The sequence below is a fragment of the Treponema sp. OMZ 855 genome (genome assembly GCF_024181145.1).
GTDB lineage: Bacteria > Spirochaetota > Spirochaetia > Treponematales > Treponemataceae > Treponema.
On record NZ_CP051194.1, the window covers coordinates 2663343 to 2689385 of the forward strand.

Consider the following 26043-nt stretch of genomic DNA (forward strand, 5'->3'; position numbering starts at 1 on the left):
GTGTTTATGTTTCCTCCAGCGCCTTGACCGGATCGAGTTTGCCGGCTTGCCATGCGGGGTATAGCCCGAAGAAAATGCCCGCTCCTGCGGAAATCAAAAACGCCATCAAGGCACCCCGCATATTGAACGATAATACAACGTCGCTTCCGCCTGAAAACTGAGATAAAATCGGCGTAACGGCGACAAGGCTGATTAAAAAACCTGCTGTAAGACCGATGCCTCCGCCGACAATGCTGATGGCTGCCGATTCCGTTAAGAACTGCGAAAGGATTGCTCCCGTCGTAGCGCCGATTGCTTTGCGGATGCCGATTTCCTGCCGCCGCTCCGCAACCGTTACGAGCATGATATTCATAATACCGACACCGCCTATCAACAGCGAAAGCCCTGCAATACCGGACAGCACAGCGGCAATCATCGCAAGACTGCTCTGAACCTGTTTTTGCATCGACTGCGCCGACCATATCCGTACCGCATTTTTACTGTTTGCATATTCGTCGGAGGCTGCTTTAATCGCCTCTTCAACAGCTTCGATATCCATTACGGTATCGTACAATTCAACATCAACCGAGTCAGCTTCCTTTCGGCCGAATTGCAGCCTTATAAATGAATGCGGTATCAATACAAACCGCTGCATCTGCCCTACCGTCGTCTGTTTTGTTTTGAGCACGCCGATAACCGTACACGTAAAAAGGAGCGGCGCAGCATTTCCATTGTCCACCGACAGCGTCAGCGTTTTACCTACGGCGCTTCCTTCCGGAAATAGGCCTTTGGCAATATCTTCCCCGATAATAACCTTCTGCGCACCGCTCATAAAATCCGAAGCGGTAAATCCCGTGCCGTATTCAAGATGCCATTTCTGCGCTTCCATATACCCGTATTCTACACCGAAACATTCCTTCGTGCCGGCGTTCAGGCGGCCACGCATGACCGCGGCATTAAACGAATCAAACCAAAAAACGCGTTTTATCTGCGGTATCTTTTTTTTCAGCATATCGGCATAGCGGTCGTTAAAAGTAATTGCAGAATTCCGCCACGACGAAGGCCACACGGCGACTATCGAACTGCTGAAATCCTTAAACACCAACGCAACGCTTGCTTCCAGCGAACGGCTTAAATTCATCGTAATAACAACCGAGCATACACCGATCATAATCCCTAAAAGCGAAAGGAGCGTGCGCATCTTATTGTGCCGGAAATTCTGCAATGCTGAAAGGATATCTTCAAACATGAGAGCCGTCCGCAGTGTCTGATGTATGCTTTTCTATATCTGTCCCGACAGCCGTATCCGTTGTACATACTTTCATCTCCGGCACCGCCGTGTCGGAGATGATTTTCCCGTCTTTAAGGTGGATGGAGCGCGGTGCCATTGCACCGATGTCAGGATCGTGAGTGACGATGATAACCGCCGTGCCTTGCCGGTTTATATCGAAAAAAAGATCGAGTACGGACTGCCCCGTTTCGGAATCCAGCGCTCCGGTCGGCTCGTCGGCAAGAATCAGTTTAGGCCGGGTTACAAGGGCGCGGGCAATGGCAACACGCTGTTTTTGTCCGCCCGACAGCTCGCTTGGACGGTGCTTGAGGCGGTTGCTCAATCCTACTTTGTCCAGCTCTTCGGCGGCAAGTTTCTTCCGTTCGGAGGCAGGCAGCCCCTGATACCGGAGCGGCAGCATCACGTTTTCGAGAATGGTAAGCGTAGGCAGAAGAAAATACTGCTGAAAGACAAACCCGATCGTTCTATTCCGCAAAAACGCCAAATCTTTTTCGGTCATTTCGGCAGTGTTTTCTCCGTCAACATAGATAGCGCCTGCCGTCGGACGGTCAAGGCAGCCGATCATATTCATACAGGTCGTTTTACCTGAACCGGACGGTCCCATAAGCGAAACAAAGCTCCCTTCCGGTATATCGAACGAGACGCTGCGCAAGGCATGTACTTCGTTTTCTCCCATAAAAAAGGTTTTTACCACCGAATCAAGGGAGACAATCATCCCTGGTTTCACTGCTCGTCTCCTAGAAATCTCTATCGTTGTTCGGCTTTGCTTGATTTTTCAGCACGTCGTTTTCCTGTACGCCGGAGAGAATCTTCACAAAGCCTTTAATATACGGTTCAACAGTTACCGCAATTTCCTGTGTGGTATTGCCATCGATTTTATCGACAAACGGCTTCCCTTCCACATAACGGATGGCGTCTTGCTCTACTATAAGCGCTTCGGAATCGGCGCCGGTTACGATGGTTCCGTTAAAAGAATAACCGGGAAGAATTTTCTCCGGCGGATTATCCAGCCGGATCAGCGTATCGACAACCGTCCGCCCAAGGCTGGTCAGCCGCGCTATTGCCGGATAGGAGATAACCTCCGCCTGCACTTTAATATCCGGTTCGGCGGGGAATGTCATATCAACCTTTTGTCCGACTGCAAGGCGGGACGCATCGCTTTCGGCAATTTCGACCGTGGCTTTAAGAAAACTGCGGTCAATCAGTGTGCCAAAGGTATCTTTGGCCTTGGCGTATTGTCCTTGCGAAATCGTGAAAGCTGCAACAATGCCGTCAAATTTAGCATACACTTTGCGATCGGCGAGCTGTTTTTCCAGAAGCCGCAATTCCTGTTCCATCAAGCTCAACTTCTGCGAAGAACCGTTTATTTGCTCTTGTTTTATTGCAAATGACTGCCGGGCAACATCATAGCTTTGTTTATCGGTATCAAGCGCAAACAAGAGTGCTCCTTTTTTTACTTTATTACCTTCTTTTACCAGCACCTGTTCGATAAACCCCTCGCCGGGCGCTTCTAAAACCTGCGTCTGTGCCGCTTCGATATAACCGGACACCTCAATTTGATTGTGTTCGATTTCCTTTTTTACCGTTAAAGGTGGTAAATCACCTGTTTTTGTGCTTTTAGGCTTCATAAAAATATACCAGCCGCCTACTAACGCCGCTATGCATACAATAACAATAATTCTCGTTTTCCGCGATTTTCGCTGCCGTGTCGTCAGCGGCTTTTTATTGATACTCATCGTGTCCTCCAATTATATTTTTTAATCTCCCAATATCCGGAACGGTTATTCCCAGCTCTTTTGATATATCCTTGTTCTTTTAATGTTGCAATTGTACGTTCGACCGTCCGGGTCGTTACCTCAAGTTTTTCACTGATTTCTTTTTGCGTGCTCTTGGGGTATTGTATCAGAAAATGCAATACTCTTTGGATAACAGTATCATCAGTAGAAGTACCGACAGCGGTATTCATGTCGGTATTCATGTCGGTATTCATGTCGGTATTCATGTCGGTATTCATGCGATATTCATACCGTTTATCATAGAATCTCTGCGGCTTCTCCCATACGACACCGGTATGTATCTCTTTTTTACAGCATTCAAACATCACCATAATATCTTCTGGGTGTACAGTGTACTTGGGTATAGGAGTGTCGTGTTCAATACATGCCTCACAGATTTTTTCGATACCGCGCCCCCATGTTTCTATTAAACCGGCTCTGAAAAAACCATTCGCAATATTCGGATTAAATGGTTTTGAACGATGCTTACTCATCAGTGTATCGACTGTCCAGCCTGCAGGCAGGATACAGTCGTTGGAAATATATAATTTATCTTTATATACGCTAATCTGGATAGGAATCTGAGTTGCATAATTTTTGTGAACAATCGCATTATACACCGCCTCCCTAATTGCGGCTTTAGGGAACGGATATGTTTCAATACGGGTAACACCTTCATACGTGATATCAGCTGTCAAATATTTTGTAAACAATAAATCGATTACTTTTTCCGCTTGACTAATCAATGACCCGTGAATTTCATCCATATATGCAATATCGGTATTGGATTTAAAATAACCGACTTTGATATACGCGCCATTAATCCATTTTTCAGGGTCTTGATAAAATAACATCATACCAGCTCTTAAAATATGCCCGTCTTTGACAAGACCTAAATGATCCAACAACTGCGCATCGGTTATCTGCAAATCTTTCTCGTCCATCCTTTTACTTAGGAGTGCTTGATTACGAAAAAGAGCAAAACTGTCGTGCCAGAAATCCTTCATATCAAGTTTTTCCATCGGAACACTATCCCAAGTAAGTCCCGTACGCTCAAACAGAAATTGCGTAAGAGCAGCGCCTTTGAGCAACTGTTTTGTACTGCCGCTGCGATAATGATATTCCCCTTTATAATTAACCGGATATGAACTCGGAGAAACACTGATCTCTAAATACTCTTTAGTATGGCTGGTATGTAAATTTACATCGACAATGATGCCTAATACGTCTCGTACTTTATTGGGAATATCCGTCAGCAGTTTTTTTGCATTTTTTAGGCCGACCGTCTCACCCTTATCATCTTTACCGATATATATTTTGCCTCCTTGCGCATTTGCAAAGCCGCATATCCATTTGAGGTACTCTTCCTTCCATTCAGCTTTCCATTCTACATTCTGTTGTTCTTTATGCTTTTCCGTTTTCATAATTCTTTGCCTTATAAGAACCTCTCATTAGAGGCTGTCCTTAGATTTATTCCTGATAGTATTGCATTATCGCTTTTCAAACAGCAGCGCCGTATCGATATTGAAAATCATAACGGCTGTTTTAGCCTTTGCATAGCGGACTTCCGCTTTTTTATACTCAAGTTCTGCTTGCAGGCTTTCAACCTTGCTGATAACACCGTTGCGGTACCATTGGGCATGGTCATCGGCATTTTGCTTATAGATGCTTAATTCATCCGCTGTCGCCGTTTGCTGCCATATCATCTGCTCCTTCGCTGTTTTATTGGTATGGAGCTGTTTTTGATACTGTTCCTTTGCATCTTCAATTTTAAGCTGCTCAATCGCATCTTCAAGCTCTGCATTTTTTTTATCGAGTTTCCGATACTGAATCGAAAAAGGATTCCAGCTGAATGACAGTTTAATTGCCGTGTTTTTAGGATCGGAAAGCGGAACCTCGACGCCGGTGTACGCCTTCCCTCCGGGGAATTGCATACTCAATCCGCCTAAGACGGAATGCTCATTTTTTGCGGAGGCGTTGCCGATTTTCGTATTACGCAATTTATAACCGGCATCTGCCCCGATGGAAAACGGAGACAGCTCAATATCCCGTTTAGCCGCATTTTGAGTATGCTGCTGTTCCGCTTCAACAAGTTTTTTATAAGCAGTTTGAGGATACTGTTCAATATCCGTGGCCTTTTGTATGGGGATGGAATCCCATAGCGACGTTAAAAACGTTTGAGGTGCCTCATCGGTTGAAAGTCCGCAGCTTTCCGCAAAAACATGGTATGACGCCGAAAAGTTAAAATCCGCATTCTGATGTTCCCGTTTTGCACCCAACCGCTCTAAATTGGCCGTACGCATTTTTGTAGAACTGTCGGCATAGCCTTGTGCCTTTGTTTGATTATATTGAATCTCAGCTTTTACTTCGCTCAGTTCTTTATCAAGCAGTGTTGTATAATCGTCCAAAAGCTGCTGAATATCTTGAAGGAACTGCTTTTCAGCAAGCGCCAAACCTTCTTCTTTTGCTCGCCGCGCTTGATCTGCCGCGGATTGCGCAAGGTTAAGCGTATATTTTTTTGCTTCTGCATTTTTGGAATAGATATCGGTAGACACAGAAACCTCGGTGCCGGTTTCTTGCCGCTGCCCTACTTTACTGTACGGTACGCTCAGTTTTATGCCTGTATTATTGTACGAAGGTAATGCGATATTTGCATACGGTTCGGTTGTAATACCTCGTTTATTCGCATCCGTATTAAGAACAAGCTGCGTATTTCCGCTGCCGACTTCCATTGTTACTAACGATTCGGTTTTTGCTTTTTCTGCTTTATTGGCTGCAATATCCGCCTGCATTTGCAGCTGCCGGTAATGGCTGTCGTGTTCAACACGGTACTGTAAGAGTTTTTGATACACTGAATCTTGAGCCGCCCCTGTTTCCGTTTGAGCAAAAAGGGCAATGGCCGCGGATAGACATATCGTTATACAAGCAATCTTTTTCATAGAGGCGAATAACTCCTTGCAGCAGTTTTTATAATTTTTGGGAAAATATCTCGGCAATAGCCTCGATAAGGCGCTTGTCAGCATCGGTAAAATGATCGTACTTGGGTGCATCGAGATCAATTACACCGAATAAAATACCATTGTGAATAATCGGTACAACTAATTCGCTTTTGCTTGCTGCATCACAGGCAATATGCCCTGGAAAAGCGTGTACATCGGGTACCATGATCGTTTTTCGACTGACTGCACAATGACCGCAGACGCCTTTTCCATGACTAATTCGATAGCAAGCCGGTCGGCCTTGAAATGGCCCCAGTACCAATTCATCACCTTTCATTTGATAAAAACCTGCCCAGTTTAAACCGGAGAGATTTTCCATAATAAAAGCGCTGGTATTTGCCATTACCGCGATAATATCGGCTTCGCTTTCGATTAATGAGTGATATTGAGCTAATTTTTCTTTCATTGGGTTGCTCCTACTTTTATCTTTAACCAAGGGAAACCGTTTTTAATACGGTTAGCAGTGTTTCTTTGGATAGTATAATATTATTTATAATATAATATATTGTCAAGTATAATATTCAAGCATTTAAAGCCGTCTCATCAGCACAAATTGGTGCATTTGCTCGAAAATCGCTGTTGCTTCCAGTTGACATTTTTCGGGTTCTATGCTCATAATAAGAATATGTTACCGTACGCTTACGTTGAGGCAGCCCTTGCTCGTCATGCCGCCCCCTGTCTGGCAGGAATTAAGCCGGCGAATCTCGTGTCGTTTCCAAGTGCCGATATTCAATGGTGCGATGCTTATAATGCAATGCTAAATGACCAAGGAATATATTTTACTCCGATTTGCGTATGCGAAGATCGTGCTCAAGTATTAGTATATCGGAAGGATTTGCTTGCTCATTTTTGCTGCCAGCCGAAAGTGTTTGCAGCGCTACGGTATTTCGGGTATCAGCCGGAATGCGGGCTTGATGCAATTATTATACGATTAAAAGAGCGGATGTCTGGTTTTATAGGAACACGGAGCAGAGAGCAAGGAAAAAACTTTCCGCATGAGATCGGCCTTTTTTTAGGCTATCCTGCCGACGATGTAATGCAGTATGTAAGAACGGGGGGACAAAATTGTCTGTTTTGCGGGTATTGGAAGGTATACAGCAATCCGGAACAGGCATTACAAGTGTTTCATCAATATACGGAATGTAAAGAGCGTTTTGCTTTACAGATAAAGAGCGGCATGACTATCTTTGAGATAGTTTGTGTTGCCTAACAGTAGAATAATACTTATATTATTCTCATCACACTTTATAAGGAGTTTTCTATGGCAAAAGTTGCAGTAGTATTTTGGAGCGGAACCGGTCATACCGAAAAAATGGCTCATTGTATTATGGACGGACTGAAAGCAGGCGGAGCAGAGGCGGAATTATTCACTGTTTCGCAGTTCAGTGCGGACAAATTAGATAGTTATGACAAAATCGCCTTCGGCTGCCCTGCGATGGGGTCTGAGGAACTTGAACCGGATGAATTTGAACCGTTCTTTGCTTCTATCGAAAATAAGCTTTCAGGACGCAAAATCGCGCTGTTCGGGTCTTACGAATGGGCGGATGGCGAATGGATGCAGACTTGGGTAGAACGGGCAAAGCGTGATGGAGCCGATGTGTTTGAAGAAGGACTCATTGCTTATGACGATCCCGATGAAGAGGCACAGAAAAAGTGCAAGGAATTCGGCGAACGCTTTGCGAAATAACCGTACAATGCGGTAATAGACGGCACAAAGAACTTTTCTTTGTGCCGTTTTTTATTTCATAATATAGGTTTTAAGCGGAGGAAAGCCGTTAAACTCCACAGATGCATAACTTGCCGTATATGCACCGGCACTCAGAAAGTAGACCCTATCCCCCGGTTTAAGATTAATTGGAAGTTGGTATTTATGCTTTTCATACATAATATCCATACTATCACAGGTCGGTCCTGCAAGAATCACCTCACCGCGTCTACTGCAATTTGAATCCTTTGAGGTTATGATAGGATACTTAATACTTTCGTTCAGTGTTTCCACTAATCCGTTAAAAACGCCGGCATCAACATAGACCCAACGCTGCAAAGCTGTATTGTTCTTTCGCGAAACGGTGATAACTTCGGTAACAAGAACGCCGGCGTCGCCAACCATAGACCGTCCCGGTTCAAGGATGATACGGGGACGTTCATCGCCGAAATCGTCGTCAAGATATCGATTGATTTCGCTTGCATATTCGGAAAGCTCATTGGTCGGCACAACATACGAAGCAGGAAATCCGCCGCCCATATTGATCATCTTGAGTTCAATGTCTTCTTCTTCTTCAAGAGAGCTCATCAGATACTTTGTTTTTGCAATAGCATCGTCCCATTGCCCGATATCCCGCTGCTGGCTGCCGACATGGAATGAAATACCATAAGGAATAAGCCCCAGTTCTTTCGCTAAAATACAGAGATCGTAGGCCATATCGGGATGGCAGCCGAACTTACGGGAAAGCGGCCAGTCGGCGCTATTGGTGTTTTCAACCAAGATGCGGACATAGACATGCGATTTGGGTGCATATTTTGCGAGGTTTTTTAAATCATCTTTACTGTCGGTAACGAATAGTCGAACGCCTTTTTCATAAAAATAGGCAATATCCTTTGCTTTTTTGATCGTATTGCCATAACTGAGACGGTCAGGGGTTATCCCTAGGGCAAGAATCTTATCAAGTTCATAACGTGAGGCAATGTCAAAGTTTGCTCCCAGCTCAATGAGAAGCTTTAAAACTTCCTCATGAGGATTTGCCTTCACCGCATAATAAATATCAGCAGTGGAAAAGAACTTCTTTAATTCAAGATAATTTTTTTTAATTCGATCTAAATTGATAACAACACAGGGCGTTTCAAGTTTTTCGGAAAACTGCAGCAGCCTTTTCCATTCGGTTTCGCTAAGATAATCGGTTACATTCATGCCCGCCTCCGGATGCGTCTCTGGGACTATGGTGATATTAACATAGCTTTCGCTATAAGAGAGGTATTACCATAATCATATTGTTTTTATCTGTCAACAAATGAATAAGAGATAGTATAACCGATTTTTTCTGTTTTTAAAGAGAAAAATAGAAAAAAAGAGCAATAGTTACGACGCTGTCAAATATGTTTCATAATGACACAGTATTTTATTTATATCAAAAATATTGACCCAATATGGTATATAAAATGACACAGTGTGCCGGAAAAAGAGCGTAATCAGGGGTTGAAATGCTGTTTGAGTTTCGAAAAATTGAGAAAAGAACCGGTTTTGAACCTGTTTTAACTGCTGTTTGTACTGTATACGCTGAATTATTGTGGAAAAACAGCCATATACACCGAGGTTTTTTGTAATTAAACTTGGCACGCTGATTGCTTAATAATAAGTGAAGTTGAAAAACTTCAAGGACTTTCTAAAAGTCCTATTATTACGAAGCCTTTTGGAGGAAAACTATGAACTCACTAAGTATTTTTAATCCCTTATTTGCGGACTCTATGCTTGACTCATTAAATCACGACAACTCCCATTTCGGCGTTTTCAGTCCGTTGGCGAATGCAACTTATCCGACTGTTGACGTACGCGAAACAAGCGGCGCCTATATTATGGACATCGATCTTCCCGGTTATACGGAAAAAGATGTTACTATTCACTTAAAAGAACGCGTTTTGACGGTTGCTTCCAGCCATGAGGAAACAAAAGAGACGGAAGAAAAACCCAACGGTGAACAATTCCTTATCCGTGAACGCACACAACGCCGTTTTGTCAGACGGTTTACGCTACCCGAAGATATCGACCAAGACAAGGTTGAAGCCGGCTTTAAAAACGGCGTGTTAACCGTCAATATACCGCGCAAGGAGATTGCTCCCCGCCGGCAGATTGCGATAAAATCAAACTAAGGGGTTCCCGATCAATCGGAATTGCGATTGACCGAAGCCGTAGAAACTAAGTGAAAAGCCCTCTGCATGATAAGTATGCGGAGGGCTTTTTTTTCGAAATATCAATCGTATCTATTCGTATAATACCGAAGGTATACGTTATATCATAAAAACACTCTTTTTTAATCTAAACAGATACAGGTTATCAATATGATACCGCTGCCGCATTATCTTTTCATAAACCGAAAAGTGTGGTACATTCTTTCAGTATAGAGCGTCTCGAAAACTTTGAGATTTTTAATGGGAGGTCATATATGAAATTGCAGAAAAACACGCAACGGATCGTATTATCAATAGTTCTTGCCTTGTGTTGGGTTTGTCTGTCATCTTGCCAAACGGCAAATAATGCTGCTAAGGCAAAAGAAAAGCCCCGCACGTCTACCGAAAATACAAATTCAAAAGCCGGTTTATATCATGCCATGGCAGAAGGGGTAACGAAGCAATGCCCTCTGGAAATTGATGAAGCAACCACTCTCACAAAGCTCGAGTACAAAGAGGAACAGCATGCGCTTGTATACACATATCTTTTTTCCGGCGGTGTTTATGAAGACATGACTGAACAAATGTGGGGCGTTGTACAGAAATCAGTAGAAAATATGGTAAAAGAAAAACTGAAAACAAACCAAATGATCTATCAAATAAGAAAAGACGGTATTACCGTGATTTATATCTATATGGATAAAAACGGCAAAGAATTATTTTCCATAGCGCTTCTGCCCGGCGAATATTAATAGAAATACTTGAACTTTAATCTGCCTACCGGAGGTATTATGACCCAAAAGCTTTTAAACCGCTCGGCAGGAATTCTGCTGCACCCGACTTCCCTCCCCAGTAATGAAGGAATAGGAACTCTTGGAAAATCTGCATATAATTTTATCGATTGGCTTCATTCCGCGCATATACGGCTATGGCAGGTATTGCCTCTCGGTCCGACCGGTTATGGGGATTCTCCCTATGCGGCATTTTCGAGCTTTGCCGGGAACCCGCTGTTGATCGACTTGGACACACTTTCGGAGCAAGGATATTTGACTGCCGATGATATCAAGTTACCGGAGTACCTCTCTACAAATGGTAATATCGACTTTGGTTCGGTAGTCTATTGGAAAATACCGCTCTTAAAAAAAGCCGCATCGGCATTTCTTAATAGGATTAAAGACGGTGGTGCCGCCGGTGCAGAATTGAAAGCGGCCTTCCGGCGTTTTCAAAAGGCGAATAAACATCTTGACGACTATGCGCTCTTCATGTCGATTAAAGAAGTATACGATGCGCAGGCAGCTCAAGAAGGTGTATCCGGAAAATTGTGGAACAACTATTGGCCGAAGGCACTTGCCTGCCGCGACATAGAGACATTAAAACGTTGGGCGCAGGAACATCGGCACGAGATTGACCGCTATAAGGCTATTCAATTTTTCTTTTTTGAACAGTGGACGCGGCTTCGGCACTATGCGAATGAAAAAGGTATTTCGATTATCGGGGATATCCCGATTTTCGTAGCCCCTGATTCTTCTGATGTATGGGCGAATCAAAAACTTTTCCAGCTGGATGAAAACGGTGTACCGACAGCGGTTGCCGGAGTACCGCCCGACTATTTTAGCGCAACGGGACAGCTATGGGGAAACCCGCTCTATAATTGGGAGGCGATGAAGGCCGATAAATACCGCTGGTGGATTGACCGCATTGATGCATGTTTGGAACTCGTCGATTATATTCGTATCGATCACTTCCGGGGCTTTGAAGCGTATTGGGCGGTACCCTTCGGCGCTCCGACTGCGGAAAAAGGCGAATGGCTGCCCGGCCCCGATCATCATTTTTTTGAAGCGGTACAACGCGTATTGCTCAAAAAGAACAGCGAATATGCCAAAGGTTTGCCGATTATTGCCGAAGACCTTGGGGTTATTACCCCGCAGGTGGAGCGTCTTCGCGACGACTTCCGGTTGCCGGGAATGAAAATTTTACAATTCGCTTTTAGCGCCGCAGAGGTACGGGAAGTAGGCTTTACCGATGTCTTTTTGCCGCATCAGTATACGCAAAACGCTGTCGTGTACACCGGTACTCATGACAACACTACATTGCGGGCATGGCTCGATACGCTTTCGCGGGATGATTTTGAAGTACTGCTGTTCTACCTCTACGGTGAAAAACCTGCCGTAGAATTGCTCGACGAGCTGTTTTCGGCGGAGCATACCGCAGCACGGCACGGCACATCCGATGCTGTGTCTCCTGCAGTAGACGACGGGACAGCCTTGCAAGCCGCTGCTTTTAAAGACGACCTGTGTGCCGAACTGATTAAGCAAGCGTTTTTCTCCGTAGCGGTTTTTGCCGTTATTCCGTTCCAAGACCTGTATGCGCTGGGAGTGGAGGCACGCATGAACGAACCTTCTACCCTTGGGAAAAACTGGACATGGCGTATGCCGCGCGGCTTGCTTACTCCGGAATGTGCCGAATGGCTGAGGGATTTAGTTATCGCATCCGGCAGGTGTGGGAAGATATAGTTACAGAGTCTTTATTTTGACAATCTAAATGGAGAAATGATCTTATGAACGCGTTTTTAGAATCTCTTTATAGCGATTCACGGAATGAGAAAGTTCCGCAAGACCGAGATATATTCGGTGCACTTATCGGTACATGGAACATCCTGTGGATAGATCATTTGGACTCCGCCGAAATGCGAAGTGTTAAGGGAGAATGGTTGTTTTCACGGGTACTTGATGGAACCGCAGTTCAAGACACGTTTATCGTCCCCTCCCGGAATGAAAGAAAGATATACCCCCAGCCCGATGCGGAATATGGTACAACAATCAGAATTTACAATCCTAAAACCGGACTATGGGATATATTTTACGGGTGTATGGGTGGGGCATTCCAGCTTACCGGTGAAAAGCACGGTGATGAAATTATCCTCACCGAAAATACCGACCATGCTATGCGATACATATTTTCCGATATTACTCAATCGTCATTTAAGTGGAGAAAAGAAATACTCACCGATGAAAAAAATTGGCAAATTATTGCTAAGGTAGAAGCGATGAGGGGGTAACCGACACGGCTATCGCACTTTTCACGTGTACTCCCTTCAGCAATACTTTTTTCCGATTAATAATTCGCATACGGCTTTTGTCTTTGCATCGGCATCTTCTTTTTTCCCGCCGGATTCAAGTCGTTTGATTTCATTCAAAATGATTTGATGATTTTCCGGCGTAACTTTAAATTGTGAAGCAAATAAAATGCCGAGCAGCAACATACAGACAGGCAGCACAATAAACATCAATCTGATTTTATTGAGTGTTTCTTGTTTTTGCAGCGGCTTTTGAACCTGCCCAATGCCCGAATACTTAAAATCAATCGTATCCAATAACACCTTCAAATCATATAAATCGGATTTTGTATAAAACTCAGGCGGAGCTATTTTTTTATAACTATTTCCGTCTTTCCTGTACGAAGACACTACAAGGAATTTATTATCGGCTTGAGCAAAGTCTCCGGTATGAAACGACGGTACGATAAAATCATCAAAGATATTTATCGGAATCTCTGTAAAAGAAACAGTGTTTTCAAAAAAAGCAGTTGTCTCAGCACTCGCAGTATTTTTGTGTTTTTTGTAAACATTTTTTATTATGCCGTCGGTATCTTTACTGATATATTTTAGATGCAGGTTGCCGTCTTCATACAAAGTGTAATATTTTTCTATTTCCGAAAACGGTGTCGCGGTATTTTTACAGAGCGCTTCGGCTTCTGCAAATTGGCTTTGCGTCAAAATTAAAGGTACGGGATTTTTATATCCTATTCTGCTCAACCCAATGCCGATGGTCGGCATAATAATTAAGCCTAAAAATAACTTTCGCGAAAGCGTCATCGCCGCCGAATAGGTACCGGCTCGCTGCTTCCCGCTCATCACGCGGTCTATATCGGAAATAAACGGCAGCAGCTGATGCGGTATTAAGTTATTCGCCGATATACCTATTCCCATAAGTACCATATTCAGTATTACCCAAACACTACCGGAAGTAGGAGTGTGCAGCCCCATCAATAAAATAGCGAGGATGAATACGGTAAGCGCTGTAATGTAGACAGGCTTATGTCCTTTCCGATTGATAAAATAGCTGTGCACCGGTAAGGCTGCCATCATAGTAATGAGAAGGCTTCCCTGCGCAATGACAAAGATGCTGCCCTTATTTAAATAGTCAACAATATAAAAGAGCACAAACGACATAAAGATATCAAGTGCACCGAAAGAACACACGTACATCGTAATGTGAATTCTGCATGACTTATTTTGAAATAGCGACAAGAAATTTTTTATAAACGACTGAGTCGATTTTTTTCCAGCTTCATCTTGAGGAAGTTCCCATGTTTCAACATAGAGCGGAATCCACGGGAGTGCAAAGATGAGCGCAAATACGCAGCCCATGATAAAATACCCTTGGGCACTTCCGTTGAAATGATCGATAATAGGCTGCGCTAATAGCCCGCCGAGCAGCGTTGCAACAAACGAAAACATCAGACGAGTGCTGTTTAATTTATTCCGCTCAGAAAAATCTTTTGTTATTTCGGCACTGAGTGCTGCGTACGGAATATAAGATACGGTTGAAACGGTAAAAAAGATGATATAGGCAACGGTATAAAAAATAAATTTTCCCGTTTGACTTTCTATCGTAACCGGAAACCAGATCAGAATAAACGATAGAGCTATCGGAAGAATGGAAACCAAAAACCACACGCGCCGCTTTCCGAACCGTGTCTGCGGCGTGTTATCGGCAATATATCCCATCATCGGGTCGGAAACTGCATCCCACACCTTACCAATCGCCGGAATTAACCCTGCCAACGCAGGATGCAGCCCGATAACGTTTACCAAATAATACATTGAAAATGTCGTAACAATAAAAAAGCAGCCGCCGCCGTACAAATCCCCGCCGCCATAGGCAAGGTATGTACGCCATGTCATTTTTCTTTCCTTTATGTTCATACGCCTATGATACAATAGGGTTTCTTCTATTACAATCAGTCTTTTGAAATATAGACAAATTCTTCGTCTATTATCTTTTTTGTTCAGTTCTTCGACGTTTTGTCATTGACAGTGAACAAAAACTGAAATATACTTCATTCTATATGAAAAAACGATATTTTCAGATTATCGAGTTAATGAAAAAGAATCCGGCCATCACGCAACGTGAAATTGCCGGAACCTTAAAAATATCGCTCGCGTATGTCAATCAAATTCTTTTTTCTATGGAACAGGACAGCCTTCTTAAGACGAACGGCTTACCTGCCATCGGCAAAAAAGTTTTAACTATTAAAGCTCATACCGAATACGATTCATGCAAGGTTGATAATGCCATCATTATGGCGGCAGGCTTCGGTTCGCGCTTTATTCCACTCACCTATGCCATCCCCAAAGGGTTGCTGGAAGTTTTCGGCGAACGGATGATTGAACGTCAAATCAAGCAGTTGCAAGAAGCAGGTATTACCGATATCACGGTTGTTGTCGGTTATCTTAAAGAAACCTTTGAATACCTCATCGATAAATACAATGTAAAACTTGTGTATAATCCCGATTTTGAAAGCAAAAACAATCTTTCGACGCTGTATCATGTCCGCGACAAACTCAAAAACACCTATATTTTGTCCAGCGATAATTGGCTGCGAAAAAATATGTATCACGCGTATGAATACGATTCATGGTATTCGTCTGTAAAAATGAATGAAAAAACTAATGAATGGGTACTGCAGCTTGGTTTACACGACAAGATAATGAAGGTAAAGGTCGGCGGTAGGAACGCATGGGTGATGTACGGGCCGGTCTATTTTTCGCGTGCTTTTTCCGATGCCATCCGTCCGATGATTGAAGAAGCCTATCACCGCGAGGATACGGATGACTGGTACTGGGAAGACGTATTGAGCCGTCATTTAAATACGTTGACGATGTTCGCAAATAAACAGCCAGCCAATCAAGTATATGAATTTGAATCCTTGGAAGAACTGCGCCAATTCGATACATCATACATGGTTTCCACACAGAACAAATGGATGGAATTGATCTCCCGCGTATTCGGACAACCTGAAATGCAGATTAAAAATTTGCGCCCGTTGCGGCTTGGCATGACTAATAAATCTTTCATATTCGAATTGAACAACAACAAATATATTTTCCGCATTCCGGGCGCCGGTACTGATATTCTTATCAACCGGAAACAGGAATATGCGGTGTATAAAGCGGTTGAGCCGCTCGGCATATCCGATAAGATTATCTATTTTGACCAAATGACCGGTGTAAAAATCAGTCAGTTTGAAGAAAATATGCACATAGCGGATCCTCACAACTCGGATGATTTGGAAGCGTGTATGTGGATAGCCCGTAAGCTGCATACCTCCGGTATTACGGTACGGCATCGCTTTAATTTTAGGGAACGGATTAATTTTTATGAAAAGCACGCGGAAGCAAAGCACGGCATTCTTTTCTATGATTATGCCGAAGTCCGGGAAAAGATGAATGCTTTGCTCGATTTACTCGACACACTGAAAAAACCGGAGGTACTGACTCATATCGATTTAATCTGCGATAACTTTATTATCAGTGACAGTGAGGTAAAACTGATCGATTGGGAATACGCTGCGATGTGCGACCCGCTGGCTGACCTCGCAATGTTTTCCATTTACTCTTACTTTTCCGAAGCGCAAATAAACGATCTTATGCATCGTTACTTCCGCCGCGATCCGGAAGGCGAAGAAAAACTGCGTGTCTATATCTATGTTGCGCTTGCAGGATTCTTATGGGCGCTGTGGACATGCTATAAACAAGCATTGGGAGAAAACTTCGGTGAGTACGGGTTAAAGATGTACCGGTACGCAAAAGATTATTACAAGCAAGTTATGCAGATGACGGAGTTTACAGATGACCGGAAAGAAGAGACAAATGATGAATAATCGGAAACATAACAAAGGTATGCACGGTTTCGAAGAAATCGACTGGATTATTACCCTTTTGCCGCTCGTCATTGTAACCGGCATTGCGGCACTGTTGCTTACCTTTCCGCAGCAATCGATGAAGGCTATCGATAGTTTATGGAATATTTTTGTCAACAAACTCGGTTTCTTTTATATACTTCTCGGTTTCGGAGTAGTGTGTACCGCATTCTATCTTGCTTTTTCAAAATACGGAGCAATACGGTTAGGCTCTCTCGATAAACCGCGCTATAGTAATTTTACATGGGGTGCTATGATCTTTACCTCCACGATGGCTGCAGATATTTTGTATTGGTCGCTTATCGAATGGGGATATTACTACACAGCATCACCGTTCGGACACCGAATGCTTACGGCCGCAGAAAGACAAGATTGGGCGGCAACGTACCCGCTGTTCCACTGGGGTATTACACCGTGGAGCTTTCATATCGTATGCGCCGTGGCATTTGGCTATATGCTCCATGTACGGCAGCGGAAAAAGCAAAAACTATCCGAAGCGTGCCGCCCTCTTTTCGGTAAAAAAATCGATGGCGTACTTGGTACTGTCATCGATGTGTTTTCGGTCGTGGGACTTTTAGCAGGAACTGCGACAACATTCACGCTTGCAACACCGTTGTTATCGCTGGCAATTTCCACCATCTCCGGCATTCCCGAATCACGGGAGCTGACATTAGCTGTGCTCTGCATTATTGCAGCGGTATATACCTCAGCTGTTCTACTTGGAATAAAAGGCATTTCTCATCTGGCAAAGGTTGCTGTTGTGTGTTTTTCCAGCCTCATTGTATTTGTGTTTTTGTTTAGTCCCAAACTCTATATTATCGAAACAAGCATAACCGGCATAGGGAAGATGCTGCAAAACTTTATCTCGCTTTCTACGTGGATGGATCCCCTGCGGATTTCGGGTGCAGACGGTACAGGGTTCCCGCAGCAGTGGACGATTTTTTATTGGGCATATTGGATTGCGTGGTTTGTCGCAACGCCGTTCTTTATCGGAACAATCTCTGAAGGGCGGACGGTACGGAATACCGTACTGGGCGGACTTATGTGCGGCATCGCGGGAACCTATTGCTCGTTTATCGTGCTGGGGAACTACGGACTTTATTTGGAAACACATGGATTATTACCGGCTGCCGAACGGCTTGCTGCCGGTATCCCTCCAGACGAGATTATTTTAAGCATTTTGGAAACGCTGCCGTTTGCGAAAGCCGGTTTAGTGCTGCTCATCATCACGATGATTGCTCTTTATGCGAGCACTTTCGATGCGATTACGATGGTTATCGCATCTTATTCGCAGCAGGAACTGGAAGGCCGTGAACCTAAAAAGAGCCTGAGGGCTTTTTGGTCGGTTGTTTTTATCTTACTGCCGGCTGCGCTCATCCTTACCGGCAGCAATCTGAGTCAGCTGCAAAGTTTATCGATTATCGCCGCCTTTCCGCTCGGCATCATTATGATCTGTATTATCGTCAGCTTTTTTAAAGACGCAAAGAACGGGAAGGCAGGGTAAACGCATCAGACTGTTTTTAAAGCAATCGAAGACAGTTGTCCTGAACGGTAAGGTTGATTGGCTTGCATGCAGCTCATGCGTGATATAATTATTTTTACCGCTTCAATGTCTCCAATGCGCGGCTCAGCCGTTCGAGAGTTTCAGTAATGACCGATGCGGGGGCGGCAAGGTTAATCCGTTCAAAACCTCTGCCTTCTTCGCCGAAGATATATCCTTCATCTAGGAATACCTGTGCGGTCTGCGTCATAAAGGTTTCCAAAGCCTTGTGTTCCATTCCCAGCGCCTTAAAATCGAGCCATTGCAGATACGTGCCTTCGATGAGCGGCGCTTTAATTTCGGGATGATGCGTTTGGAAAAACTGCTGCACAATACGCTGATTGGCATCGATTACGGACAAACATTCATCAAGCCACGCCGCGCATTGCGTATAGCAAATTTCGCAGGCCTTATAGCTCAATGCCGTGAACAATGCTCCCGCCCCAAGCTCTTGGGCTTTTACAAAGGTTTTACGCATATTCTCATTTTTAATGATGATGTTGCTGATTCCCAAACCGGCGATGTTGAACGTCTTTGAAGGAGCGGTAAAAGTGATTGTCCGCTCTGCAAGATCATCCCCTAACGATTGGAAAACGGTATGCGTATACCCCGGCATCACAATATCAAAATGAATTTCATCAGAAAATAACCAAAGATTATGCTTTAATACGATTGCTTCTATTTTATGCAGCTCTTCTTTTGTCCACACCCTACCGACAGGATTATGAGGAGAACAAAAGAGCAGGGCCTTATTACGCGGATCTGTAGCGAGCCGTTCCAATGCATCAAAATCAATCGTATAACGGCCGCCGTTTTCCTGCAACGAACACGCTGCAACATTCCGCTCCTGCAAGCGTATTGCCCTAAAAAAAGGATAATACACCGGCGACAGGAGAATAACGCCGTCTCCCGGTTCGGTAAACGCTCTAACCGTATTAAAAATTGCAGGCACAACGCCTGCCGTCGGAACAATCCAATCGGGTTCAATCGCCCAATTATGCCGTGTCTTCATCCAATTTTGCACTGCCTCTTTATATGCAGCAGTAGGCCCCGTATAGCCCAGTACGGCGCTGTCAAGATAGTGCTTGAGCCCTTCCGTTAATTCCGGCGGCATCTTAAATTCCATATCGGCAACCGAAAGCGGCACAACGGACGAATCGACGTGCGGATTTACCTGATACATCGCATCCCATTTACGTGAACCTGAACCGGCTCTGTTTACCCTTGTCGTAAAATCATATTTCATAGAAATCCCCCTATTTATTATGATCGGTCATCTCTAAAAACATGGAAATGACTGATGAGTTTTATTTCGATATATAGTAATCACATGACCCAATCATTATCCATTTTTCACCCCATTCAAAATTATATTTTTTGTACAATTTACTTTCATTTAATGGGAGTGATATTTTTATTGAGTTTTTATATGTAATAATGACAGGAGTTCCTTTGTCTATATATGGAGTATTTGGATGATCTGCTACATAACCACCCAAAAGCACATTTTCTGATTCTACACTTAACACAATTCTATTTTTTACAATTTTCCATGTTCCTTTTATACTTTGTAATCTATTTATTGTTTCTGAAGGAATATATTCGAAAGTTTTATCTTGATTTAATTTCAGACACTGTGCTCTTTGATCTGCTCCTCCATTAAAAGCTTCCCAGACTATGGTTCGATTTTCGAACTCATACGTCCTCGATGATTCGGATTCAAAAATTTTTATCCTTTCTATCGCAGATTTTTCTAATTGAGTAAAAGACACATTTTTTGATTTCGGTTTGTACCATTCAAACTGACTAAAGTATTTTGTTAATTCGTCATCCGAAAAAATAAATCCCTTTTTTGCATAAAATAAATTTCTGAACAGTTTTAATTCAACTGTAGTTAAAGCTCCTAATTGTAAATCATTTAAATAAGGTTTTTCTATTGCATTAATATCACCATTTCTAATGACAGTTTTATATTGTTCAAGATCAATTTCCCGTTCAGCGCTTTTTAAGTATTCACTAACGCTAATAAAAGGGAATGGATATTCACAATCAATTTCAGTTGAATATTTGTTTTTCTTAAATTCTTGCGCATAAACGGATGTGATAAACAAAAGAAGTATTAAAAATATTGATGTTTTCTTTTTCATCTTTTTTACTCCACATAGAGAAAATCCCCTCCAACGCAGCGCATTGAGAGGGGATTCTCATAACGAATCAACAGTGTTAAATTAACTGACGGCGGTTGCGCTCTTCTTCCGCTGCATTTCCGTCATCGTCGTACCACATCGTTTCCGCAAATTCAACACAACATTCTTCTCCTTCGCTAAAGACAATACGGTGCGGGGTTTGTATCATCAATAACTGGGAACCGATTTTTACATAGTATTCCGTACAGTCGGTCAGGAATACGCGCTTTTCTATTTTAGTTTTAAAGCCAGTATTTTTGTTTAGATTGATTGCGTTGGGGCGCGCCGCAATAATCATTTTCTCTTTGCCGACGGCATTTTCGGGGATTGTACATGAAATTGCCTGTGTCGTATCACCGTCGGGATACACTTTGTTGCCGCGTAAATTTACTTTAACAAAGGTTGATTTCCCTAAAAAATTATGCACAAAACGGTTAATCGGTTTGTTGTAAAGGTTTCTGGGCGTATCAATTTGTACAATTTTTCCCATGTCCATTACCATCATGCGGTCGGAAAGAGCCATTGCTTCGGCTTGATCGTGCGTTACAAAGATAATCGTAAAATTGAATTTCTTTTGTAATTCTTTAATTTCAAAGCGCATCGATTCCCGCAGCTTCGGATCAAGGTTTGACAGCGGTTCGTCCAAAAGCAAAACCTTGGGGTTGGTAACAATTGCGCGTGCAAGCGCAATACGCTGTTGCTGCCCGCCGGAAAGGTTACCCGGATAAAGAGCTTCAAAACCGGTTAGATTCGTATGCTTCAAGGCCTGTTCAACCCGTTGCTTTATTTCTAAACGCGGGACTTTCTGAACTTTTAACGGAAAAGCAACGTTATCAAAAACATTCATGTGCGGCCAGACGGCAAAGGCTTGAAACACCATTCCCAAACCGCGGTCTTCCGGCGGCACGTACAAATTTTTGCTTTTGATTGAAACCGGACGTCCGCACAAATAAATTTCGCCTTCGCTCAAATCTTCAAAGCCGGCAATCATGCGCAGTGTTGTGGTTTTTCCGCAGCCGGAAGGGCCAAGGAACGAAAAGCATTCACCTTCTTCGATTTGAAGATTAAAATCATCAACGGCGACAACACTGCCCAGTAGTTTTTCGGAAAATACTTTTTTGACGTGCTTTAATTCTACCTGCACCATAATTATACCCCCCTCCTGTCTTTTGTGATTTGCGTTACAATCGTGTTACAAATAATAATCAGCACAATCGCAACAGATGCCAATGCCGAGGCTCGAGGAATATAGCCGTCGCTGCGCAGCGAATAAATGGCGACTCCCAATGTGCGGGTATAAGGTCCGTAAAGCAGTACCGATGTTGTAAGTTCCCGCATTGCAGGCAAGAAAATTAAGAAAAAGCCGGAAACCATCGCCGGACGGATTAACGGCAATGTAACGTCTTTAAGCGCTTCGCTGTGAGATGCTCCGCAGGAACGGGCTGCATCTTCCAAAGACGGGTGTACCTGCCGTAAGGATGCCGATGCCGATTTCATAGAAAATGAGAGATAGCGTGCAATATATGCTATCAAAATAATCCAAATCGTATTATACAAATTGATACGGAATATTGCTCCCGACCATGCTAAGATAACACCGATTGCCAAAACCGTTCCCGGTATCGAATACGGTAAAACCGAAACGACTTCCAACATTTCTTTTCCCTTCGGACGGATTCGATTGACAACATAGGCAACCATAACGCCGAGGAACATACTCAAAACCCCGGCTGTAACCGACAAAAACAGTGAGTTTCGGATAGAATCGGTGACCATTTTATTGCCGACAAGAACATCGATATAGTTTTTAAATGTAAAGTTTGCAAACTTTAACGGCAGTCCGTATGCTTTCAGTAAGCCGACTAAGAAAATCATCACAAGCGGTACAATAACGATAATAATAAGCGAAATAAAGGCAACCGTCAGCAGCGGATACTTTGCACTTCGCAGTTTTATCAACGTGGGACGCATACTTTTGCCTTTAATAATATCATAGCTGCCCGAACGCAAAACAAGCTTTTGAATTACAAGCGCAATCGATACGACAACAACAAGCAGTACGGAAAGTGCCGCACCTTCACGAATGCCGTTGAAATCGCCTGCCGCACGGTTTATCAGCTGGTAAATCTTTGTCGGCAAGGTATAAATATTTTGCGAGAAGCCGAGAATTGACGGCACGCCGAAGTGCGCAAGCGAAGAAATTAAAATCAATAGCGCACCGGCAGAAATGGCAGGAAGAACCAGCGGCAGCGTAATTTTCCTGATAACATACCCCTGCTTTGCACCGGCGATACGGGCGGATTCTTCCAGTGTCGGATCCATTCGTTCAAGCGCACTGACAACTTGCATGAAAACAAAGGGGAAATAATACGAAACTTCAACAAAGATAATTCCGCCGATTGAATTGATGTTAATCGGTGCAGAAGATAAATGAAAGGTTGACATAAGCCAATTATTTAAATATCCGCCGCGTCCTGAAAGCATCAAGTCCCAGGCCATTGCCCCGAAAAAGGGCGGAAACATATACGGGATGGTAAAAAGACCGCGCATTAAACCTTTCAGCGGAATATCGCTTCTGCCTAAAAGCCATGCATAAAACAGGCCGATAATCGTGCCGAACACGGTAACCCAAAACGCAATCTTTATGGTGTTCCACATGGCGCCAATGTTGTCTTTATTCCCGATAACGCGCTTAAATAATTGTAAGTCGAATTTTCCTTCAAAGAAAAATGCGTTATAAATTATCATAAAAATCGGAATAATAACAACAATAAACAAAATGATAAAACTTAAACTCGTCATCATACCGTCGAGGCTAAAAGCAAACCGTTTGCCGTCTAGCCGTGCCAAATCGGGATTTTGATATTTTTTGAACATAAGCCCTCCGAATGTAAAGATTACGAAGAAACGCTGTCGTTATTTTGACATCGTTCATAATATTTGGGATTTACAAATACAAGCCCCACTGTATCGCCCTCGGCATATTCCTTTGACTGAAGTATATCGAGTGTGTTTTGTTCAATACGGATTTGGTGTCCTTCAAAATCCACGAAATACGTACACTGGCTTCCCAAAAACGATGATGACAGGACGGTTCCTTTAAAAGATGATTTCTCGTCGAATAAAATATCTTTGGGACGGATACCCATTTCATAAGGCTTACCGATTTCGATATCCGGCATTTGCGAACTGTCGGCATTGAGATATTTGTGCATCTTGCCGTTTAATTCAAAATACATACCGTCATCTTTTTTTACAACCGGTAGGAAATTTGAAACCCCGATAAAGGTAAACACAAAACGATTTGCCGGTGATAAAATAATTTCTTCATCAGTTCCGATTTGGCATAAGGTTCCATCGGGTTCCATAACCGCTATTTTGTCGCACAGTTGGAGCGCCGCTTCTTGGTCATGTGTTATATATATAATAGTTGTACCGATTTCTCTTTGTATTTGCCGAATTTCAATCAGCATTTCTTCGCGTAGTTTTGCATCAAGGTTGGTTATCGGTTCGTCAAGTACAATAATGTCTTTGGAAGATACAAGCGCCCGCGCGATTGCGACACGCTGCTGCTGTCCGCCCGATAATTGCGACGGTAAATGCTTACGATATTTATCCATCCGCACCTGTTTTAAAGCAAACTCCGCTTTTTGTGCTATTACATCTTTCGGCATTTTCCGCTTTTTCATGGGATACACAACGTTTTCCCAAACGGTCAAATGAGGCCATACCGCATAGTCCTGAAACACAACGCCGATGTTTCTCCGTTCGGGAGCAATGTTGATATGCTTTTCGGCACTGTACACACAGGTATCACCGATAAAAATTTCGCCCTGTTCCGGTTTTATAAAACCGCACAAGCATCGGATAAGCGTTGTTTTTCCGCATCCCGACGGACCGACGATTCCCATAATTTGGCTTTCTTCTATCGTGAGCGAAAAATTTTCAAAAACGGGTGTTTTCCCGTAGCGGAACGTAATATTATTAAATTTGATTTGCGCCATAGCTGCTCCATTTTGGTAACATAATACCGCAGTATCAAAGTTGTTTGACTTTTACAAGCGGCTCAGTGATACAGACGAATGAGAGCTGCAAGATCGTTCTAGAATGTACTTCCGTTCGGAACAGTCTTACAGCCCCTTGATTTTTTACTATTTTAGTTATTTGAATATTGCGTCAAATGCTGCAAGAATATCTGCGCTCTGATCGGCAATTTTTTCGTTATCAATTTTCATAGAACGCGCAACAATATCGCTTGTGGACATTGCGCCCGGCTTTGAAACATCAAACCGAATAGGTGAAACATTGTGATCAACAAGAATCTGCTGACCTTCCGCTGAAAGAATAAAATCGTATAGCAGTTTTCCGTTTTCTTGATTCGCAGAATTCTTTATAAGTGCAATAGGGCTTGAAATTGCAATCAAATCTTTTTCGGGGTATACAAACTTAATGGTTGAACCGTTGCTTTCCAATGTTTCCGCAACATAATCGACTCCGATACAAACCTTATACGCATTTGCCGCTACTTTAGAGTGGGTTGATGTTGTTCCGCTTTCAAGCTCCGTCCCCATTGCTTTCAGTTTCTTGAAAAAATCAATACCGTAGTGGCTGTCTGCCATCAAACCGGCAACCGCATAAAAAGTTGTTCCCGCTTCGCCCGGGTCAGTCATGACAATCTGATTTTTAAACTCTGCATTTAACAAGTCATCCCATGTTTTGGGTGCAGATTCGGCTGTTACGTTGTTTGTGTTATAAACAAGCCCCATAACGATCATACGGCCGCCGCAGTAGTAGTTGTCGGCATCTTTAAAGCTTGCGTCAATGTTTGCAGCCTCAGGCGAAACATACTGTTCCAAAATGCCCTGCCGTTTAAAGGTAATATAGTTTGACGGGTCTCCTATCCATACTACATCACAGGCAATTTGTCCGGACTGTTTTTCCGCAGCCATTTTGGTTGTAACTTTGCTTGTACCGGCTGCATAATAATCCATTTTGATATGCGGATATTTTGCGGTGAAACCGGCTTTAATCGCTTCAAGCTGGGCTTCTTTTAAAGAAGAATACAACATAACCGAACCGCTGTTCTCAGAACCGGAAGCCGCGGAATCGGCAGGCTTTTTTGCACACGACATAAACAATGCCGCAACCAAGACAGCCAGACTTATCGATATAATTTTTTTCATCATACCTTTTTCCCCTTGTATATAGAAAATATAATTGGCCGATTATATACTTTATTCTTTTAATTGTATAGGGAATCTTAAAAACCTTAAAAATCAAAGCCTATCAGCGTGTTCTATAAGGAAATCGCTTATCGGATCCGCGGGGGTGTTAAAAAAACGTCTGATGTGTTTACCTTGAAATTTCATATTGTCAAAAAAAGGAAAGTAGTAGTATAATGAAAGTT

At 43.2% G+C, this 26043-nt stretch carries 22 protein-coding genes; 8 read left to right on the forward strand and 14 right to left on the reverse strand.

The features are described from left to right. Positions 1-4: 4 nt before the first annotated feature. The 6 genes from E4N65_RS12070 to E4N65_RS12095 all read right to left on the reverse strand — a co-directional run bounded on the left by E4N65_RS12070 (position 5) and on the right by E4N65_RS12095 (position 6450). On the reverse strand, positions 5-1228 hold the full coding sequence (locus E4N65_RS12070; RefSeq protein ID WP_044014293.1) for an ABC transporter permease: 1224 nt from the start codon (positions 1226-1228) through the stop codon (positions 5-7). After that, positions 1221-1985, reverse strand: coding sequence for an ABC transporter ATP-binding protein (locus E4N65_RS12075; RefSeq protein ID WP_235619824.1), 765 nt, complete (start codon positions 1983-1985; stop codon positions 1221-1223). Before E4N65_RS12075 ends, E4N65_RS12070 begins: the two co-directional genes overlap by 8 nt. A gap of 22 nt (positions 1986-2007) precedes the next feature. Then, the gene (locus tag E4N65_RS12080; RefSeq protein ID WP_081984403.1) at positions 2008-3006 is read right to left on the reverse strand and encodes an efflux RND transporter periplasmic adaptor subunit; all 999 of its coding nucleotides are present in this window, start codon (positions 3004-3006) and stop codon (positions 2008-2010) included. Further along, entirely contained in the window at positions 3003-4469 is a 1467-nt protein-coding gene (locus tag E4N65_RS12085; RefSeq protein WP_081984402.1) for an ATP-binding protein, read from the reverse strand. Before E4N65_RS12085 ends, E4N65_RS12080 begins: the two co-directional genes overlap by 4 nt. A 66-nt stretch (positions 4470-4535) precedes the next feature. Then, positions 4536-5984: a TolC family protein gene (locus E4N65_RS12090; RefSeq protein ID WP_253673389.1), complete on the reverse strand. Its 1449-nt coding sequence runs from the start codon at positions 5982-5984 to the stop codon at positions 4536-4538. A 28-nt stretch (positions 5985-6012) separates the two neighbouring features. Beyond that, the gene (locus E4N65_RS12095) at positions 6013-6450 is read right to left on the reverse strand and encodes a GAF domain-containing protein (protein ID WP_044014287.1); all 438 of its coding nucleotides are present in this window, start codon (positions 6448-6450) and stop codon (positions 6013-6015) included. Between the two features lie 219 nt (positions 6451-6669). Here E4N65_RS12095 and E4N65_RS12100 point away from each other — a divergent pair, with 219 nt between their 5' ends. Further along, positions 6670-7254, forward strand: a complete 585-nt coding sequence (locus E4N65_RS12100; protein WP_044014285.1) for a DUF3793 family protein — start codon at positions 6670-6672, stop codon at positions 7252-7254. A 51-nt stretch (positions 7255-7305) separates the two neighbouring features. Continuing rightward, on the forward strand, positions 7306-7731 hold the full coding sequence (locus E4N65_RS12105) for a flavodoxin (protein ID WP_044014283.1): 426 nt from the start codon (positions 7306-7308) through the stop codon (positions 7729-7731). A 51-nt stretch (positions 7732-7782) separates the two neighbouring features. Here the strand turns inward: E4N65_RS12105 and E4N65_RS12110 are convergent, their stop codons facing one another. Then, on the reverse strand, positions 7783-8952 hold the full coding sequence (locus E4N65_RS12110) for a type III PLP-dependent enzyme (RefSeq protein WP_044014281.1): 1170 nt from the start codon (positions 8950-8952) through the stop codon (positions 7783-7785). A 512-nt stretch (positions 8953-9464) separates the two neighbouring features. Between E4N65_RS12110 and E4N65_RS12115 the strand changes: the two genes are divergently transcribed. From E4N65_RS12115 to E4N65_RS12130, 4 genes are all read left to right on the forward strand, one after another. Continuing rightward, complete coding sequence (locus tag E4N65_RS12115) at positions 9465-9908, forward strand: Hsp20/alpha crystallin family protein (RefSeq protein ID WP_044014277.1); 444 nt, start codon at positions 9465-9467, stop codon at positions 9906-9908. A 293-nt stretch (positions 9909-10201) separates the two neighbouring features. Continuing rightward, the gene (locus tag E4N65_RS12120) at positions 10202-10678 is read left to right on the forward strand and encodes a hypothetical protein (protein WP_044014275.1); all 477 of its coding nucleotides are present in this window, start codon (positions 10202-10204) and stop codon (positions 10676-10678) included. A gap of 39 nt (positions 10679-10717) precedes the next feature. Then, entirely contained in the window at positions 10718-12439 is a 1722-nt protein-coding gene (gene malQ, locus E4N65_RS12125; protein WP_253673390.1) for a 4-alpha-glucanotransferase, read from the forward strand. 44 nt (positions 12440-12483) lie between these two features. Then, positions 12484-12984 (forward strand): hypothetical protein, encoded by a 501-nt coding sequence (locus E4N65_RS12130; protein ID WP_253673391.1) that lies wholly within the window; start codon positions 12484-12486, stop codon positions 12982-12984. 36 nt (positions 12985-13020) lie between these two features. On the opposite strand, the gene E4N65_RS12135 is transcribed toward E4N65_RS12130, so the two are convergent. Further along, positions 13021-14892, reverse strand: coding sequence for an MFS transporter (locus tag E4N65_RS12135; RefSeq protein ID WP_371921820.1), 1872 nt, complete (start codon positions 14890-14892; stop codon positions 13021-13023). 197 nt (positions 14893-15089) lie between these two features. Between E4N65_RS12135 and E4N65_RS12140 the strand changes: the two genes are divergently transcribed. Together E4N65_RS12140 and E4N65_RS12145 are read left to right on the forward strand one after the other, a co-directional pair. Continuing rightward, on the forward strand, positions 15090-16871 hold the full coding sequence (locus tag E4N65_RS12140; protein WP_253673394.1) for a sugar phosphate nucleotidyltransferase: 1782 nt from the start codon (positions 15090-15092) through the stop codon (positions 16869-16871). Further along, the gene (locus E4N65_RS12145; RefSeq protein WP_253673396.1) at positions 16861-18414 is read left to right on the forward strand and encodes a BCCT family transporter; all 1554 of its coding nucleotides are present in this window, start codon (positions 16861-16863) and stop codon (positions 18412-18414) included. The genes E4N65_RS12140 and E4N65_RS12145 overlap by 11 nt, the downstream gene beginning before the upstream one ends. Before the next feature lie 94 nt (positions 18415-18508). Here E4N65_RS12145 and E4N65_RS12150 read toward each other — a convergent pair whose 3' ends face one another. The 6 genes from E4N65_RS12150 to E4N65_RS12175 all read right to left on the reverse strand — a co-directional run bounded on the left by E4N65_RS12150 (position 18509) and on the right by E4N65_RS12175 (position 25822). Further along, positions 18509-19696, reverse strand: a complete 1188-nt coding sequence (locus E4N65_RS12150) for a MalY/PatB family protein (RefSeq protein WP_044014267.1) — start codon at positions 19694-19696, stop codon at positions 18509-18511. Between the two features lie 61 nt (positions 19697-19757). Further along, on the reverse strand, positions 19758-20597 hold the full coding sequence (locus tag E4N65_RS12155; protein ID WP_044014265.1) for a YARHG domain-containing protein: 840 nt from the start codon (positions 20595-20597) through the stop codon (positions 19758-19760). A 76-nt stretch (positions 20598-20673) separates the two neighbouring features. Next, positions 20674-21783 carry an ABC transporter ATP-binding protein gene (locus E4N65_RS12160; RefSeq protein WP_044014263.1) on the reverse strand — a complete coding sequence of 370 codons (1110 nt, stop codon included), beginning with the start codon at positions 21781-21783 and terminating at the stop codon, positions 20674-20676. Between the two features lie 2 nt (positions 21784-21785). Then, the gene (locus E4N65_RS12165) at positions 21786-23513 is read right to left on the reverse strand and encodes an ABC transporter permease (protein ID WP_052185479.1); all 1728 of its coding nucleotides are present in this window, start codon (positions 23511-23513) and stop codon (positions 21786-21788) included. 20 nt (positions 23514-23533) lie between these two features. After that, complete coding sequence (locus E4N65_RS12170) at positions 23534-24640, reverse strand: ABC transporter ATP-binding protein (protein ID WP_253673398.1); 1107 nt, start codon at positions 24638-24640, stop codon at positions 23534-23536. 156 nt (positions 24641-24796) lie between these two features. Then, positions 24797-25822 carry an ABC transporter substrate-binding protein gene (locus tag E4N65_RS12175; protein ID WP_253673400.1) on the reverse strand — a complete coding sequence of 342 codons (1026 nt, stop codon included), beginning with the start codon at positions 25820-25822 and terminating at the stop codon, positions 24797-24799. Between the last annotated feature and the right edge of the window lie 221 nt (positions 25823-26043).

Bases quoted from the DNA above. Each gene is read 5' to 3' on its own strand.
- E4N65_RS12070 (WP_044014293.1), bottom strand. From the start codon at position 1,228: ATGTTTGAAGATATCCTTTCAGCATTGCAGAATTTCCGGCACAATAAG.
- E4N65_RS12075 (WP_235619824.1), bottom strand. From the start codon at position 1,985: ATGATTGTCTCCCTTGATTCGGTGGTAAAAACCTTTTTTATGGGAGAA.
- E4N65_RS12080 (WP_081984403.1), bottom strand. From the start codon at position 3,006: ATGAGTATCAATAAAAAGCCGCTGACGACACGGCAGCGAAAATCGCGG.
- E4N65_RS12085 (WP_081984402.1), bottom strand. From the start codon at position 4,469: ATGAAAACGGAAAAGCATAAAGAACAACAGAATGTAGAATGGAAAGCT.
- E4N65_RS12090 (WP_253673389.1), bottom strand. From the start codon at position 5,984: ATGAAAAAGATTGCTTGTATAACGATATGTCTATCCGCGGCCATTGCC.
- E4N65_RS12095 (WP_044014287.1), bottom strand. From the start codon at position 6,450: ATGAAAGAAAAATTAGCTCAATATCACTCATTAATCGAAAGCGAAGCC.
- E4N65_RS12100 (WP_044014285.1), top strand. From the start codon at position 6,670: ATGTTACCGTACGCTTACGTTGAGGCAGCCCTTGCTCGTCATGCCGCC.
- E4N65_RS12105 (WP_044014283.1), top strand. From the start codon at position 7,306: ATGGCAAAAGTTGCAGTAGTATTTTGGAGCGGAACCGGTCATACCGAA.
- E4N65_RS12110 (WP_044014281.1), bottom strand. From the start codon at position 8,952: ATGAATGTAACCGATTATCTTAGCGAAACCGAATGGAAAAGGCTGCTG.
- E4N65_RS12115 (WP_044014277.1), top strand. From the start codon at position 9,465: ATGAACTCACTAAGTATTTTTAATCCCTTATTTGCGGACTCTATGCTT.
- E4N65_RS12120 (WP_044014275.1), top strand. From the start codon at position 10,202: ATGAAATTGCAGAAAAACACGCAACGGATCGTATTATCAATAGTTCTT.
- malQ (WP_253673390.1), top strand. From the start codon at position 10,718: ATGACCCAAAAGCTTTTAAACCGCTCGGCAGGAATTCTGCTGCACCCG.
- E4N65_RS12130 (WP_253673391.1), top strand. From the start codon at position 12,484: ATGAACGCGTTTTTAGAATCTCTTTATAGCGATTCACGGAATGAGAAA.
- E4N65_RS12135 (WP_371921820.1), bottom strand. From the start codon at position 14,892: ATGACATGGCGTACATACCTTGCCTATGGCGGCGGGGATTTGTACGGC.
- E4N65_RS12140 (WP_253673394.1), top strand. From the start codon at position 15,090: ATGAAAAAGAATCCGGCCATCACGCAACGTGAAATTGCCGGAACCTTA.
- E4N65_RS12145 (WP_253673396.1), top strand. From the start codon at position 16,861: ATGATGAATAATCGGAAACATAACAAAGGTATGCACGGTTTCGAAGAA.
- E4N65_RS12150 (WP_044014267.1), bottom strand. From the start codon at position 19,696: ATGAAATATGATTTTACGACAAGGGTAAACAGAGCCGGTTCAGGTTCA.
- E4N65_RS12155 (WP_044014265.1), bottom strand. From the start codon at position 20,597: ATGAAAAAGAAAACATCAATATTTTTAATACTTCTTTTGTTTATCACA.
- E4N65_RS12160 (WP_044014263.1), bottom strand. From the start codon at position 21,783: ATGGTGCAGGTAGAATTAAAGCACGTCAAAAAAGTATTTTCCGAAAAA.
- E4N65_RS12165 (WP_052185479.1), bottom strand. From the start codon at position 23,513: ATGTTCAAAAAATATCAAAATCCCGATTTGGCACGGCTAGACGGCAAA.
- E4N65_RS12170 (WP_253673398.1), bottom strand. From the start codon at position 24,640: ATGGCGCAAATCAAATTTAATAATATTACGTTCCGCTACGGGAAAACA.
- E4N65_RS12175 (WP_253673400.1), bottom strand. From the start codon at position 25,822: ATGATGAAAAAAATTATATCGATAAGTCTGGCTGTCTTGGTTGCGGCA.